General features: G+C 44.1%; 13 protein-coding genes and 1 rRNA gene. 7 read left to right on the forward strand and 7 right to left on the reverse strand.

Annotated features, from left to right (window positions below; genetic code table 11):
• Position 1 precedes the first annotated feature (1 nt).
• The 3 genes from hscA (at position 2) to pepB (ending at position 3,625) form a co-directional block, all read left to right on the forward strand.
• Complete coding sequence (gene hscA / locus K6Y31_RS07110) at positions 2-1,849, forward strand: Fe-S protein assembly chaperone HscA (RefSeq protein WP_233052113.1); 1,848 nt, start codon at positions 2-4, stop codon at positions 1,847-1,849.
• Between the two features lies 1 nt (position 1,850).
• Positions 1,851-2,189 carry an ISC system 2Fe-2S type ferredoxin gene (gene fdx / locus K6Y31_RS07115; protein ID WP_233052114.1) on the forward strand — a complete coding sequence of 113 codons (339 nt, stop codon included), beginning with the start codon at positions 1,851-1,853 and terminating at the stop codon, positions 2,187-2,189.
• Between the two features lie 146 nt (positions 2,190-2,335).
• Complete coding sequence (pepB, locus tag K6Y31_RS07120; RefSeq protein ID WP_233052115.1) at positions 2,336-3,625, forward strand: aminopeptidase PepB; 1,290 nt, start codon at positions 2,336-2,338, stop codon at positions 3,623-3,625.
• Positions 3,626-3,711: 86 nt separating this feature from the next.
• Here the strand turns inward: pepB and K6Y31_RS07125 are convergent, their stop codons facing one another.
• Positions 3,712-4,584, reverse strand: a complete 873-nt coding sequence (locus K6Y31_RS07125) for a GGDEF domain-containing protein (protein WP_233052116.1) — start codon at positions 4,582-4,584, stop codon at positions 3,712-3,714.
• Positions 4,585-4,725: 141 nt separating this feature from the next.
• Between K6Y31_RS07125 and K6Y31_RS07130 the strand changes: the two genes are divergently transcribed.
• The gene (locus K6Y31_RS07130; protein ID WP_233052117.1) at positions 4,726-6,675 is read left to right on the forward strand and encodes a cation:proton antiporter; all 1,950 of its coding nucleotides are present in this window, start codon (positions 4,726-4,728) and stop codon (positions 6,673-6,675) included.
• Between the two features lie 33 nt (positions 6,676-6,708).
• Here K6Y31_RS07130 and K6Y31_RS07135 read toward each other — a convergent pair whose 3' ends face one another.
• From K6Y31_RS07135 to K6Y31_RS07160, 6 genes are all read right to left on the reverse strand, one after another.
• The gene (locus K6Y31_RS07135) at positions 6,709-7,830 is read right to left on the reverse strand and encodes a patatin-like phospholipase family protein (protein WP_233052118.1); all 1,122 of its coding nucleotides are present in this window, start codon (positions 7,828-7,830) and stop codon (positions 6,709-6,711) included.
• 176 nt (positions 7,831-8,006) lie between these two features.
• Entirely contained in the window at positions 8,007-9,722 is a 1,716-nt protein-coding gene (locus K6Y31_RS07140) for a proline--tRNA ligase (RefSeq protein WP_233052119.1), read from the reverse strand.
• An 81-nt stretch (positions 9,723-9,803) separates the two neighbouring features.
• Positions 9,804-10,520: a tRNA (N6-threonylcarbamoyladenosine(37)-N6)-methyltransferase TrmO gene (gene tsaA / locus K6Y31_RS07145; RefSeq protein WP_233052120.1), complete on the reverse strand. Its 717-nt coding sequence runs from the start codon at positions 10,518-10,520 to the stop codon at positions 9,804-9,806.
• Entirely contained in the window at positions 10,513-10,884 is a 372-nt protein-coding gene (gene rcsF / locus K6Y31_RS07150) for an Rcs stress response system protein RcsF (RefSeq protein ID WP_233052121.1), read from the reverse strand. Before rcsF ends, tsaA begins: the two co-directional genes overlap by 8 nt.
• 122 nt (positions 10,885-11,006) lie before the next feature.
• Positions 11,007-12,047, reverse strand: a complete 1,041-nt coding sequence (locus K6Y31_RS07155; RefSeq protein WP_233052122.1) for an NADP(H)-dependent aldo-keto reductase — start codon at positions 12,045-12,047, stop codon at positions 11,007-11,009.
• A gap of 49 nt (positions 12,048-12,096) precedes the next feature.
• The gene (locus K6Y31_RS07160) at positions 12,097-12,327 is read right to left on the reverse strand and encodes a hypothetical protein (protein ID WP_233052123.1); all 231 of its coding nucleotides are present in this window, start codon (positions 12,325-12,327) and stop codon (positions 12,097-12,099) included.
• 156 nt (positions 12,328-12,483) lie between these two features.
• On the opposite strand from K6Y31_RS07160, the gene K6Y31_RS07165 reads away from it, so the two are divergent.
• The 3 genes from K6Y31_RS07165 to K6Y31_RS07175 all read left to right on the forward strand — a co-directional run.
• Entirely contained in the window at positions 12,484-13,491 is a 1,008-nt protein-coding gene (locus tag K6Y31_RS07165; RefSeq protein ID WP_233052124.1) for an NAD-dependent epimerase, read from the forward strand.
• A gap of 91 nt (positions 13,492-13,582) precedes the next feature.
• Complete coding sequence (gmhB, locus tag K6Y31_RS07170; RefSeq protein WP_233052125.1) at positions 13,583-14,140, forward strand: D-glycero-beta-D-manno-heptose 1,7-bisphosphate 7-phosphatase; 558 nt, start codon at positions 13,583-13,585, stop codon at positions 14,138-14,140.
• A gap of 462 nt (positions 14,141-14,602) precedes the next feature.
• A 16S ribosomal RNA gene (locus tag K6Y31_RS07175) occupies positions 14,603-14,720 on the forward strand; the annotation flags it as partial.

Consider the following 14,720-nt stretch of genomic DNA (forward strand, 5'->3'; position numbering starts at 1 on the left):
TATGGCGTTACTTCAAATAGCTGAGCCAGGCCAAAGTGCTGCGCCTCACCAGCGGAAGCTGGCGATTGGCATTGATTTAGGTACGACAAACTCATTAGTGGCGAGTGTGCGCAGTGGCGTGGCTGAAACCTTAGTTGATGAATCGGGGCAGGATATTATCCCTTCGGTGGTGCATTATGCAGAGTCGGGCATTTTAGTTGGTCGAGATGCAATGGAATTTGCGGTTAAAGATGCGGCCAATACCTTAGTTTCAGTGAAGCGATTAATGGGGAAATCCCTTGCCGATATCAAACAAAGTCAACTGCCTTATCATTTTGGTGAGTTAGACAGCATTGCAATCAAAACCCGTCAAGGGGAAGTCAATGCGGTACAAGTGAGCAGCGAGATCCTGAAAAGTTTATCGAACACGGCCATCAAAACCTTGGGTGATGAGCTTAGTGGTGTGGTGATTACCGTACCGGCTTATTTTGATGATGCCCAGCGTCAAGCGACTAAAGATGCTGCTGTCCTTGCCAATCTAAACGTATTGCGCCTGTTAAATGAACCGACAGCAGCAGCTATCGCTTATGGGCTTGATTCGGGTCAAGAGGGCGTCATTGCTGTCTATGACCTAGGTGGCGGTACCTTTGATATTTCTATATTACGTTTGCATAAAGGTGTGTTTGAAGTACTTGCTACTGGCGGTGATTCTGCTTTGGGTGGCGATGATTTTGACCATCAAGTTGTTGATTGGTTGGCCGAGCAAGCCGGTATACAATGGCCATTCTCACACTCTTTACAGCGTGAATTAAAACAAGCAGCTTGTGACGCTAAACAGGCGCTTTCTGATTCTGATGAAGTGACTGTAGCAGTCGATTCTCTTGAGCTAAAAGTGACATTAACCCGTGACACGTTTGAGTCTTTAATTGCAGCTCTGGTAAAGAAAACCCTGATGGCTTGTCGCCGTGCCTTAAAAGATGCAGAGCAAAGTATTGCAGATGTGCAGCAAGTGGTGATGGTAGGCGGCTCAACGCGCGTGCCTTATGTACGTGAAAAGGTCGGTGAATTTTTCGCAGCAGAGCCATTAACCAGTATCGATCCTGACAAAGTGGTTGCGATTGGTGCGGCTATCCAAGCCGACATTCTAGTGGGTAATAAGCCCGATTCAGAAATGTTGCTATTAGATGTTATTCCTCTTTCACTTGGTATTGAGACCATGGGGGGATTAGTAGAAAAAATCATTCCGCGCAATACCACCATTCCTGTTGCTAAGGCGCAAGAGTTTACCACTTTTAAAGACGGTCAAACGGCAATGGCCGTTCACGTTACCCAAGGGGAACGTGAAATGGTGGCTGACTGTCGCTCATTGGCACGATTTGAATTGACCGATATTCCCGCTATGACAGCAGGCGCTGCCCATATTCGCATTACTTTTCAAGTAGATGCTGATGGTTTGCTGAGTGTAACCGCGATGGAAAAATCATCTGGCGTACAAGCACATATTGAAGTGAAGCCTTCTTATGGCTTGGCGGACACACAAATTGCCGATATGCTTAAAGATTCGATGGTGAATGCTAAAGAAGACATTCGCGCCAGAATGTTGGTTGAGCAAAAAGTGGATGCCGAGCGAGTGCTTGAAACCCTCAATGCGGCACTAGGCCAAGATGCCCAAGCTCTGCTTTCTGAATCGGAGTTACAAGATATCAATCAAGCGATCGCGAGTCTTAAAGAAGCGGCTGCTGGAGATGATGAAAAACGAATTAAATTGGCGATCGACCACGTTGATCAAGCCACCTCTGAGTTTGCTGCTCGACGTATGGATAAATCAATACGCCAAGCGCTAAAAGGACAATCTGTCGATAAGGTTTAATATGCCAAAGGTTATTTTTTTACCCCATCAAGAGTTATGCCCGGAAGGTTTGGCCGTTGAAGCCAAGCAAGGCGATAATATACTCGAAATCGCACTGCGCAATGGTATTCACATTGAACATGCTTGTGAAAAATCATGTGCTTGTACCACTTGTCATGTCATTGTTCGTGAAGGCTTTGACTCACTTGAAGAAAGTGATGAGCTTGAAGACGATATGTTAGATAAAGCATGGGGTCTTGAGCCTGAGTCACGTTTAAGCTGTCAAATTGCAGTGGCTGATGAAGATCTTGTGGTTGATATTCCTAAATACACCGTCAATATTGTGTCCGAAGGGCATTAATGTTGTTTTGGTTTTAGGCTGTTAACTTAAAAAAGGCGCTTAGCGCCTTTTTTATTGGCTTAAATTTGTCACATGCCGTTTATTACTTCTCGTGTTTCTTTCCCATCTGCTATGCTGCCTCTTTACACGATCTTAAAGAGGAAGTTATGTCTGTGTCTTTAGCTATTGAAATTTCAATGTCCGCTGCCCCCGAGCAATGGGGCGAATCTGCCCTGCTGAGTTTTCAGTCTGATCATGCCACTATTCACATTAATGAAGAGCAAGACATTATTAGACAAATTCAAAAAGCCGCTCGCAAGCTCTCTACCATGGGGATCCCAGAAATTACTTTAACCGGCGAGTTGTGGCAAACTGAGTGGCGCTGGGCAGCTAATCAAGGTTTTTACAATCCGAAAACGGGGGCCAATGTCAATTGGGGCGAGGTCTCTGAGCAAGAAGCGTCACTGTTAGATACACGTAAGCTTGCCACCGAGTGGGTGCGTGAAATGATTAATAAAACCCCTGAAGATCTTGGTCCGAGTCAATTAGCGTTGCAGGCAGCTGAATTTTTATCTGAGTTAGACAGTAAGCACATTACTTATCGTTTTGTTAATGGTGAAGAGCTTTTAAAACAGGGTTACGTTGGTATCTACAATGTAGGCCGCGGCAGTGTGCGCCAAGGTGCCATGCTACAACTCGACTATAACCCGACTGGTAATCCTGATGCGCCTTATGATGTGGCACTGGTCGGGAAGGGGATCACCTTTGATTCTGGTGGTTACAGCTTAAAAGGTAACGACGGTATGTCGGTGATGAAAAGTGACATGGGCGGCGCAGCGACTGTCACTGGTGCCTTAGCATTAGCGATTACTCAAGGCTTAAAAAAGCGCGTGAAACTATTATTGTGCTGTGCTGAAAACTTAGTCAGTGGTCATGCTTTCAAGCTGGGCGATATCATTCAATATAAAAATGGTGTTTCAGTTGAGATTTTGAACACAGATGCTGAAGGTCGCTTAGTGCTAGCCGATGGCTTGATTGCCGCTTGTGAGTTGAACGCTAAGGTGATCATTGATGCGGCGACTTTAACGGGTGCTGCGAAAATGGCAGTAGGGCGTGATTATAATAGTATTTTAAGTATGGATGATGACTTGGTACATAAAACCCTAACCTGTGCACGAGAAGAAAATGAACAAGCTTGGCCTTTGCCTCTGGCGCCTTGGCATACGGAGCAAATAGGCTCAGCCTTTGCGGATATTGCTAATTCGGGAAGTGCAGAAGGAACTGCTGGCGCAAGTACCGCCGCCGCGTTTTTATCTAAGTTTGTCACCCATCCTGAAAAGAATTGGCTGCATTTTGATTTATCTGGCGCCTATCAAAAATCGCCAAATGATTTGTGGGCAGCAGGTGGTAAGGGCCATGGTGTGCGCACGATTGCCAAACTGTTACTTGAATTATAGATATACAGCTAGCACATAAAATTTATCAAACTTTTGATGCAAAATCGCCCTTACCCTGTGAAGTAAGGGCGACTTCGAAGGTCATACTATTTTCTTTTTTTATCTTTATACAAAGCAATATCTGCTTTTCTAAACAGCTCTAAGGCAGACATGGTTCGATGCCAGTTTTCATAGCCGATGCTAGCACTTAGCTTTAAGTCAGTTAAAGTTTTATCTTCCGCTATCATTTTGCGCAAACGTTGCTCAACCAACATGGTTGAATCTTGGGTGGTTGGCGTCAATATAATGGCAAATTCATCGCCGCCTAAGCGAAACACCATATCGGAATGACGCACGGCTTTAGTCAATACCCGAGCAAAAGCAGTTAATGCACTATCGCCTACTTGATGGCCCAAATTATCATTTACCAGTTTGAAGTCATTAAGATCGAGTAGCATCAAGGCTAGCCCTTGATCAGCGCGGCTACTGTGCTCAATTGACCGTGTAATACTTTCTTCATAATAGGCACGATTACCAATACCGGTTAAATGGTCTTTTAATGAAATAGCTTTTAGCTCAGACATTCTTAAGCAATGTTGTAGGGGCAATAATAATAACCGGTGTAATTCTTCTAATAGCGATAACGCCCTGTCATCTAATGGTTTTTCACAACGGTAGCTCATATGGCCGAGCTGCTCTTGTTTGCGATCATGAATAGCAAAGTTTTCGATATAGTCACTGCTCTTACGAAAGTCAGCGGTAAAAAAGCCTTGATCGGATTGGAAGCGAATACCAATGAATTTAACAAATCTTGCCGCTTGAGCGGCAAAATTGCGCATTAGTTCTTTCAGCTCTAGACTCTGTTGCAGCGCTTCAATAACTTCAAGCTTATCCTCGCTGCTTAGGACGATGCCGCTGTTGTACGCTATGGATAGACTTGCTGCTTCATTCAAGCTTGCTACTCTATTTAAATTATCCATATTTCCCTCACTGCCAAAATTACAACGCAAAATTCATATCTAATCTATGCAGAGAGTGTGCCAGTTATTATTTTTTGTTCAGAAAGCTAAATAAGTAGAAATTGACTAACATTAAAACAATTACTTAAGAGGAATACCTGCTTGTTAGAGTTTGTCTTGTTGTTATTACTTGCTGTTATTAATGTGGCAATTTTCCGCCGTTTGGCGTTGCCGGCTATCCTTGCCTACCTGTTTACTGGCTTGCTCATTGGTCCATCAGGGTTGTCTTTCTTTGCTGATTTTCATGGCATGGACTTGATTGCAGAATTAGGCATTGCTTTTTTAATGTTTTCTCTTGGCCTTGAGTTTTCCCTGCCCAAGCTTATTACCATGCGAGGTTTAGTGTTTGGCTTGGGCGGCGCTCAAGTTTTTTTATCCTCTATATTGTTTTTTATTGTTGCGTTACTCGCAGGCACTTCTTGGCAGCAAGGGGTTGTGATTGCAGGCGCATTATCCATGTCTTCAACGGCAATTATTATTAAGCAGCTGGTTGAGCAACAGAAAATCCATACTCGTCGAGGCCAGTTAGCGGTAAGTGTTTTGCTATTCCAAGATCTTGCTGTGATGCCTTTACTGATTGTGGTGCCCATTTTAGCGGTGCCGGTAATGAGCTCTGGTGACATCGCGCTGTCACTCATTATCGCGATGGCAAAAGGGTTAGTGGCGGTGCTGTCTATTTTAGCGATAGGAAAGTGGTGCTTGCCGCGTTTATTTCAAGAGATAGCCAGCGATCAATCTGACGAGCTATTTGTTTTAATGACCCTGCTTGTAGCGCTATTGGCCGGTGGGCTTACCCATATGCTTGGCTTATCGATGGCTTTAGGGGCGTTTTTAGCGGGGATGATGCTCAGTGAAAGCCATTATAAGCATCAATTGGAAGCGGACATTCGTCCTTTTCGCGATGTGCTAATGGGCTTGTTTTTTGTCACTATTGGTATGCTTATTGATTTAGCCGTGCTTGCTGAATTTTGGCTAGAGTTGATTGGCATTGTCGCAGTCTTGATGCTTACTAAGATGCTCATTGTGGCGTTATTAGCCAAGCTTTTACAGCAGCGAAATACGGATGCGATTGCAGCGGGCATGATGCTGTGTCAAGTGGGCGAATTTGGTTTTGTGTTGGTCGCATTAGCCAACAAATATGAATTACTTAGCGCAACGCAGTCTTCGATTATTGTTGCGGTTGGGGTGATATCAATGGCCTTAACACCGCCGCTGGTTAAATATAGCCATAAGCTCAGTGTTGATCTTTTGCATAGCTCTGAGGCGTTACTGAAAAAGCGCAAACCTTTGCCTGGAGAATTCACCGATCATGTGATTATTTGTGGTTATGGCCGCGTTGGCCAAACTATTGCGCGCTTTTTAAAAACAGAAAACATTAGCTATGTGGCCCTTGACCGTGATCCTATGCGGATCAAAGAATCTGTCAGTGGTGGCGAATCAGTGGCATTTGGCGATGCTTGTCGCCGTGAAATTTTACTGATGCTAGGGGTCTGTAAGGCAAAACTGGTCATTATTACGTTTCATAATCATAAAAAGACCTTGAGCATGCTGAATACTATTTCGTTATTAAACCCCGATGCAAAGGTGTTAGTGCGGACCAAAGACGATAAAGATATTGTTGAATTGAAGGCCAATGGTGCGGCAGAAGTCGTTCCTGAAGTGTTGGAAGGCAGTTTAATGCTGGTCTCTCATGTCCTACTCATGTCAGGCGTTCCTATTTCTAAAATTATTAAAAAAATGCAACAAGAGCGGGAAAACCAATACCAGCATTTACATAGCTTTTTTCATGGTGAAACCAGTGAAAATAAAGCGGAGCATCAGAGTGAACGGTTACATGCAGTTGAGATGCTAGCCGGCTCGTTGGCAATTGGCCGTGCTTTAGTTCAGTTTGAGTTAGCTAATGTTGTAATTATGGAGTGGCGCCGTGATGGCAAGAATATCCTCGACACGGCCGACCCCTTTGAATTGATTGAACAAGGGGATATTTTGTTATTGTCAGGTGAAAGTAAAGACATTGAAATTGCAGAAAACCATCTGCTTTACGGGCGCTAAGTGGCTTGGCTGTTATCGATTGGTAATAGCCAGTTAATCGAATAAGAATGCTTGTAATGCTTCCATTTGATTATGGCAGTCCTGATAACCGAGTTGAATAAGTTCTCTAGTGTAATTTTGTTCAAACATTAAGTATGACGTTAAGGTCGATTGGCTGCCTTTTTTAATTCCGAGGCTGCGTAATAATAGTTTCACGCTTAATGGCAAGGCATCGTAATGTTTATCGGCGATGTGATTAAAGCCCTGACTGGGCTTGATAACAAAGCTTTCAATGGTTTTGAGCTGCATCGGATGTTGCTGCGTTTGCTCAAGTAAGGCGAGGGTGCTGTTAACGCGATTTAGGCGCTCTAAGTCTGAATTCAGCGTATCGGTAAAAATCGTATCCAGTAAATGCCCAGAAATTTCTGAAATATTAGGTACGTGACGGGGCGCGTTAGGTTTGATCCTCGGTTGCTCTAAACTGATCACGAGTATTTTTTCAGCCCCTAGGTGAATGGCGGGGCTTAATGGTGAAAGCTGGTGAACGGAGCCATCACCATAATAATCCTGCCCTATTTGGCAAGGCGGGAATAGCAAAGGAATCGCTGATGTCGCCAGTAAGTGCTCTGCATTTAAAATAGCATTGACGCCTTTTCGCTTAGCACGCTGCCATGGTTGATGATTACCATTAGACTGAAAAAAACTAATGGAATCGCCTGTCGTATAATCCGAGGCCGTTATTGCGGCTGCGTTAATCGCGCCAGCAAGAATATTGCGGTCTATTCTTTCAAACTCCATATACCGATTTAGAAGCTCGCGCAGTGGCGTATTATCAAGTAATGAAAAGCCCGGTTTGTATGCGTAATCAGCTTGAAAGCTGGCGCAAAAATTACGTAATATTTTACCGCTAAGTTGCAGCATGTCTGTTTGGTAGACTTGATTGGTGCGAAAATTTCGCCACATGAAGTCGAGTTTTTTCACTCCAAGCCTAAAACAACTCGCATAGCAGGCCAATGCAGCAATATTAATGCCGCCAGCGGAGGTGCCACACAAAATATTGAAAGGGCTATGGTGATTCCTCGGGTAAAGCTCGGCTATGGCTTTTAATACCCCTACTTGGTAGGCCGCGCGCGCGCCGCCACCGGTTAATAATAAAGCGCAAGATTTTGTTTTCATGTCTTTAGCTTAGCTTTATTTACCTAAGTATATGAAAGTTTTACGACTAATATTTATAGATAAGTGTCTTGAAGCTGGCAGGGCATATGGGGGGAGTAGTAGGTTGCCAACATATGTTATTCAACAGGCATTAAAAAGGGCGCACGAGGCGCCCTGTAGAAGAGTTAACTATTTGCTTATTTTAGCGCCGCAATAATTTTTGCGACGACAGCGTCAACCGCCACTTCTTCTTTCTCGCCGGTGCGACGGTTTTTGTATTCAACCAGTTGATTGTCTAAGCTACGGTCGCCGATGACAATCGCGTGAGGAATGCCACATAGCTCCATGTCTTTAAACATAACGCCCGGGCGCTCTTTACGATCATCAAACAATACATCAACGCCAGCTTCAGTGAGTGCTTGGTAGAATTGTTCTGCTACTTCGGCTACGCGATGAGATTTATGCATATTCATTGGAATAATCGCAACAGTAAACGGCGCGATAGACTCAGGCCAGATGATACCGGCGTCATCGTTATTTTGTTCAATCGCTGCCGCAACAATACGAGAAACGCCAATACCGTAACAACCCATGGTCATTACTTGGTTTTTACCCTGCTCGTTTAACACCGCGGCGTTCATTGATTTAGAGTAGTTGTCACCCAGTTGGAAGATATGACCCACTTCAATACCACGCGCGATTGATAGCACACCTTGTCCGCATGGGCTTGGATCGCCAACCACCACATTACGTATGTCAGCCACTTCAGGCTCAGCCGCATCGCGGCCCCAGTTGATGCCAAAGTAATGTTTACCGTCTTCATTGGCACCGGCACCGAAGTCGCTCATTGCGGCAACGCTGCGATCGGCAATAACAGGGATAGATAATTTCACGGGGCCAAGTGAACCCGGTCCTGCGCCAACGGCGGCGCGAATTTCTTCTTCTGATGCGAACGTTAATGGTGCTGCAACATGCTCAAGTTTTTCAGCTTTGATTTCATTTAGCTCATGATCGCCGCGCACTAACAGTGCAATTAAGTCATGCTCAGATTCTTCATCCGCTTTTACGATTAGTGTCTTAACTGTTTTTTCAATCGGCAACTCAAATTGAGTAACTAATTCTTCAATGGTTTTCGCATTTGGCGTATCCACTAATTCCATTGTTTTAGTGGCTGCTGCACGAGGCGCTGTTGGTGCTAGCGCTTCAGCTTTTTCGATGTTCGCTGCATAATCGCTGCCATCAGAAAATACGATGTCATCTTCACCGCTTTGGGCTAATACGTGAAATTCATGTGACGCACTGCCGCCAATACTGCCGGTGTCGGCAATAACAGGGCGGTATTCTAGACCAAGGCGATCAAAGATACGGCAGTAAGCATCAAACATCACTTGATAGGTTTTTTCTAAACATTCTTGTGAAGTATGGAATGAGTAAGCGTCTTTCATGGTGAATTCGCGTGCACGCATTACACCAAAACGTGGGCGAACTTCGTCACGAAATTTAGTTTGTACTTGGTACAAGTTCAACGGTAACTGCTTGTAGCTAGAAACTTCTTTACGGACCAGTTCTGTGATCACTTCTTCGTGGGTTGGACCGAGGACAAAGTCGCGTTGATGACGGTCTTTAATGCGCAGTAATTCAGGACCAAACTTCTCCCAGCGGCCTGTTTCGTGCCATAAATCAGCAGGCTGAACCACTGGCATCAATATTTCGATGGCACCCGCTCGGTTCATTTCTTCACGAACAATTGTTTCTACTTTGCGTAATACGCGTAAACCAGTCGGCAACCAAGTGTATAAACCAGAGGCCAGTTTACGAACCATGCCGGCGCGCAGCATGAGTTGATGACTGATGACTTCAGCATCGCTTGGGGTTTCTTTCACTGTTGAAAGTAAGTAATTACTGGTGCGCATGTTAATCCTGTTGATTCTTGTTGTTTTAAAAATATTGCCAGAGTTTACCAGTGCTAGGGGAGTCAGCAAAGGGGTATCTACTTAGGGCGAGGTCGTGGTCGCGATTTCTAATACTTGATTCGTGTTCGCTATTACGCGCCAGCTGATATTTAGATCATATAAGCTCATGGCGTAGGTTTTTTCATCGGGTTTATTTTTTTTGTAAGCCGGCCTTGGATCTTGTTGCAGAACTTGCTCAATGAATGATAGCAATTCAGGATACTGACTGTTGAAATGCTGAATTTGCTGCTGTGCTAAGGGCGTGAATTCAACCGTCATCAAGTCGCTTCCGCTTGGTTTAGTAAAGTCTGTTGTCGCATCCATTAAGGCATCGGAATAGGGCAAATATGGCTTGATATCCAGGATTGGTGTGCCATTGAGTAAATCCAGCGCGCTAATCTGTAAGTATATTTGCTTGCCTTCCCGATAAACCCCCTCATTTCGCACAACCGACATGCCAATAGGATTAGGGCGAAAGGTTGTGCGAGTGGCAAACACGCCCATTTTTTCATTGCCGCCAAGGCGAGGTGGTCGCACCATGGGTTTCCAGCCCTGATCCATTGTCTCGTGAAAAACAAAGATCAGCCAAAGGTGGGATGAACTTTCTATTCCCTTTAAAGTATTGAGGTTATTGCAGTGTTCACTTAGCTTGATTCGGCCTTTTGCCGCTGGCACTAAACCCGGTTGGCGAGGGATGGCGAACTTTTGTCGGTATGGCGATTCAATGATGCCGATTTCATTGAAGATAAACTCACTCATTTGGCTCGGCTACTTTGATCGCTTGGCCATAGCATAGGCTGGCAGCGAGGCAGATATCATCAGATGTCTCAATACAACGAGTAAAAATAATCCCATTCGCACCCGCATCAGCTGCTGCAAGGCGGGCTTGAGTACGAGCGTCAGCTAAGGTTGGCTTGGCCTCATTAGCTTGTTGTTGGCAAGCCGATCCTTCAACAGTCATCAAGTGGATATAGTTTAAACTTTCTAATTGTGATTTGTCATAAACGGTAACTTGTGACGGTTTAAAGTATTGATCAAAGTTTTCTTTGTCGACGTTACTGTTAAAGCTGTATTGACTACAACCTGCGAGAAGTAATGGAGTCAGTAAAATATAAGCGCGCATAGAAGCCTACTGCGATGAAATATGTGGCATTTAGTGTACCAAAGATAATTCAATGCCGGGAAGTAAGATAATGACAGATTTGAAAAATAGCCTTAGTCGATATATCAACTAAGGCGTTTTATTTACGGACAAGGGTTTGGCTGGCGCTGGAAGATTTGGTTTATCTCATTGATAACCTCATCACTCAGCGTGACATCTGCACTACTAATATTGGTTTGTAATTGCGCCATAGTGGTTGCGCCGATGATATTTGACGCCACAAACGGTTGTTGGTTAACAAATGCAAGGGCCATCACGCTAGGATCCATTTGCAGGCTTTGCGCTAATGAGAAATAAGCCTGAGTTGCTTGCTCGGCTTGCGGGTTACTGTAACGTTGGAAGCGTTCAAATAAGGTTAATCGCGTATCACTTGGCCGTTGCCCGTTGAGATACTTCCCAGAAAGCACGCCGAAGGCGAGAGGGGAGTAAGCTAATAACTCTACGCCTTCACGTTGAGAAAACTCTGCTAAGCCTTGCTCAAAGGTGCGATTGAGTAAATTATAAGGGTTTTGAATGGTCACAATCTTCGGTAGGTTGTGTTTTTCTGCCAAGCGTAAATATTGGGCTACGCCCCAAGGCGTTTCGTTAGATACCCCGATATAGCGAATTTTTCCTGCTTGTACTAGCTCTTGCAGTGCTTCCAGTGTTTCGATGATGGGGGTGTAAGTTTCTTGTTCGGAATACTGATAGTTAAGCTGACCAAAAAAATTGGTTTGGCGCTCGGGCCAGTGGATTTGATATAAATCGATGTAGTCTGTTTTTAACCGGGTTAAGCTATCATTTAACGCTTGATGTATATTACGTCTATCAAGTGCCATGTTGGCACGGATCGAAACGCCGCGTCCAGTAGATGGTGCCGCGACTTTAGTGGCGAGTATGATTTGGTCTCGTTGCTGAGTCTTATCTAGCCAGCTGCCAATATACTGTTCTGTTAAACCTTGCGTTTCACCGCTGGGTGGCACGGGATACATTTCGGCGGTATCAATAAAATTGATTCCTTGGGCGAGGGCGTAATCGAGTTGCAGGTGAGCTTGTTGCTCGGTATTTTGTTCACCCCAAGTCATCGTACCCAGACATATTTTGCTGACTTCTAAGGAGCTGTGTGGAATTTTGTGATATTTCATTGGCTACCGCTAATTTTAGTTAAACAAAATGTCTACATGTATGGATAGGCTATATATCTATGTAGGTGACGTCCATAAAGCCAATCGCGTTTGCTTGCGAAGTAGCCATTTCTGGGCTACTAAAGCACGACTCTCTGCCAACGGCATTGGTCAGTATCAGTCCTTCACCCTCTGTGTCTCTGCAATCGACTATCCAACCACTTCCTTGAGTTGCAGGGGTTACATAGGCTTCAATTAATTCATTATTTTGATATAGCTGCTTTAATCCAGACATGTCCATAAAATTTACCTTTAATGATTAACACACATCCAGTTATAGCAGAAACAAAGAAAGTAAGGGAATAGGCAAAAACTCAACTTATCGCTAGAATGAGAGCCATACTCAATTATGAATGAAATAGGCTCATGCTCGATAACGGGTTTAAGGGACGATTTAATGAAAGTATTAGTAACAGGTGCAGCAGGATTTATTGGTAGCTATACGAGCTTACGCTTATTAGCGGACGGTCATGAAGTGGTTGGCTTGGATAATCTCAATGATTATTATGACCCACAATTAAAGTACGACCGTCTAGCAAGGCTAGAAGGTAAAGACGGCTTTAGATTTGTGAAACTTGATTTACAAGATAGAGAAGCCATGGCGGAGTTGTTTGCGCAAGAGCAATTTGACGGTGTTATCAATTTAGCCGCTCAAGCCGGCGTTCGATATTCATTAGAAAACCCACACTCTTATGTAGACTCAAATATAGTTGGCTTTGTTAATATTCTAGAAGGCTGTCGTCATCACCAAGTTAAGCATCTGGTTTATGCGTCATCAAGTTCGGTCTATGGCCTTAATACCCAAATGCCATTTTCAGTCGAGCACAGTGTCGACCATCCGGTTTCTTTATATGCAGCAACGAAAAAATCAAATGAGCTAATGGCGCATACTTACAGTCACTTATTTGCATTGCCGACCACGGGATTACGTTTTTTTACCGTTTATGGTCCATGGGGACGACCAGACATGGCGCTGTTTTTGTTCACTAAAGCGATTATGGAAGGTAAGCCCATTAATGTATTTAACTATGGCAAAATGCAGCGTGATTTTACTTACATCGACGATATTGTTGAAGGTGTAGTTCGCTCACTGTATAAAGTGCCGCAAGCAAATGCCGATTGGACGCCTGAACATTCTAGCCCAGCGCAAAGTTCCGCCCCTTATCGTGTTTATAATATTGGTAACAATCAGCCCGTGCAGTTAGGTTACTTTATCGAACAGATTGAAAAATGCTTAGGCATGGAGGCGCAAAAGAATATGATGCCAATCCAGCCCGGTGATGTTCCTGCTACGTTTGCGGATATTGATGCGTTGATTGAAGATGTGGGCTATAAACCGACCACATCCATTGAACTGGGTATTAGTCAATTTGTTGACTGGTACCGTGATTATTATCAAAAATAGAATATTGGGTTTTATACCCAAACGAATTCTCGCTGAATAGGTTTCTTGAAGTCGCTTGGGTACATCCTGTTTTAAAATGAAGGAAATATGTGTGTCTAAACCTGCTGTATTTATAGATCGTGATGGTGTACTGAATGTCGATCATGGTTATGTCTATGAAGTGGATGACTTTGAGTTTGTTGAAGGGGCGATAGAAGCTTGCCAAGAAATAAAACGCAAAGGCTATTTGTTAGTGTTGGTTACAAATCAATCCGGGATCGGTCGCGGCTATTATACTGAAGACGACTTTATGAATTTAACTGAGTGGATGGATTGGTCTCTTGCAGATAGAGATGTAGACCTCGATGGTATCTATTACTGCCCACATCACCCAGAAGCAACAGTTGAAGAATACAAACAAGTGTGTGAATGTCGTAAACCTGCTCCGGGGATGCTGCTCACTGCAACCAAAGAGCTAGGCATCGATTTAGCCAATTCATTTTTTGTCGGTGATAAGACGGCGGATATGCAAGCAGGGATTGCTGCAGGTGTTGGTACCAATGTATTAGTTGAAACCGGGAAAGCATTAACTGAAGAAGGTTTAGCGTTAGCTAATGGTAAATATGCTGATTTAGCGGCATTTGCTAGCACTTTAGTGAAGCAAAAGTAAACGTATCGTTCGCTTTTTGAGCGAACGGGTTGAAAGTGTGAAAAACTTCAAAAAAAGCCTTGCGCTGAAATTGAATCTCTCTATAATGCGCAACCACTGACACGGCACAGCGCAAGGCGCAACGCAACATCAGCGAGTGAGAGGCTTCGGTTTCTCACCAGAAAGATAAATCGAAAATTTCTCGAAATTAACGATTGACTTTCAAATCGGCTAGCGTAGAGTGCGCAGCCCTGACGAGGTAAAGCGAAAGCCACTGAGTCAACGCTCTTTAACAATTTAATCATGCAATCTGTGTGAATACTCATGTTGTTTAACTTCGGTTGACAACGCAATGGTAACGAATCGCCAAAACGATTTATTTATCAATGTAATTTCTGAGTGTTCATACAGAACAAATCGAATATCACTTAGGTGATGTTCAAAACAGAATTCATTGAGCAGGTCTTCGGACCAAAAAAACTTTAATTGAAGAGTTTGATCATGGCTCAGATTGAACGCTGGCGGCAGGCTTAACACATGCAAGTCGAGCGGTAACAGAGAGAAGCTTGCTTCTCTGCTGACGAGCGGCGGACGGGTGAGT

Source organism: Motilimonas cestriensis (genome assembly GCF_021295315.1).
Classification (GTDB): Bacteria; Pseudomonadota; Gammaproteobacteria; order Enterobacterales; family CBDFNC01; genus Motilimonas; species Motilimonas cestriensis.

Excerpts from the sequence above, each read along its gene's own strand:
- K6Y31_RS07140 (WP_233052119.1), bottom strand. The coding sequence starts at position 9,722 with ATGCGCACCAGTAATTACTTACTTTCAACAGTGAAAGAAACCCCAAGC.
- K6Y31_RS07155 (WP_233052122.1), bottom strand. The coding sequence starts at position 12,047 with ATGAAATATCACAAAATTCCACACAGCTCCTTAGAAGTCAGCAAAATA.
- K6Y31_RS07160 (WP_233052123.1), bottom strand. The coding sequence starts at position 12,327 with ATGGACATGTCTGGATTAAAGCAGCTATATCAAAATAATGAATTAATT.
- K6Y31_RS07125 (WP_233052116.1), bottom strand. The coding sequence starts at position 4,584 with ATGGATAATTTAAATAGAGTAGCAAGCTTGAATGAAGCAGCAAGTCTA.
- rcsF (WP_233052121.1), bottom strand. The coding sequence starts at position 10,884 with ATGCGCGCTTATATTTTACTGACTCCATTACTTCTCGCAGGTTGTAGT.
- K6Y31_RS07165 (WP_233052124.1), top strand. The coding sequence starts at position 12,484 with ATGAAAGTATTAGTAACAGGTGCAGCAGGATTTATTGGTAGCTATACG.
- tsaA (WP_233052120.1), bottom strand. The coding sequence starts at position 10,520 with ATGAGTGAGTTTATCTTCAATGAAATCGGCATCATTGAATCGCCATAC.
- K6Y31_RS07135 (WP_233052118.1), bottom strand. The coding sequence starts at position 7,830 with ATGAAAACAAAATCTTGCGCTTTATTATTAACCGGTGGCGGCGCGCGC.
- pepB (WP_233052115.1), top strand. The coding sequence starts at position 2,336 with ATGTCTGTGTCTTTAGCTATTGAAATTTCAATGTCCGCTGCCCCCGAG.
- fdx (WP_233052114.1), top strand. The coding sequence starts at position 1,851 with ATGCCAAAGGTTATTTTTTTACCCCATCAAGAGTTATGCCCGGAAGGT.
- hscA (WP_233052113.1), top strand. The coding sequence starts at position 2 with ATGGCGTTACTTCAAATAGCTGAGCCAGGCCAAAGTGCTGCGCCTCAC.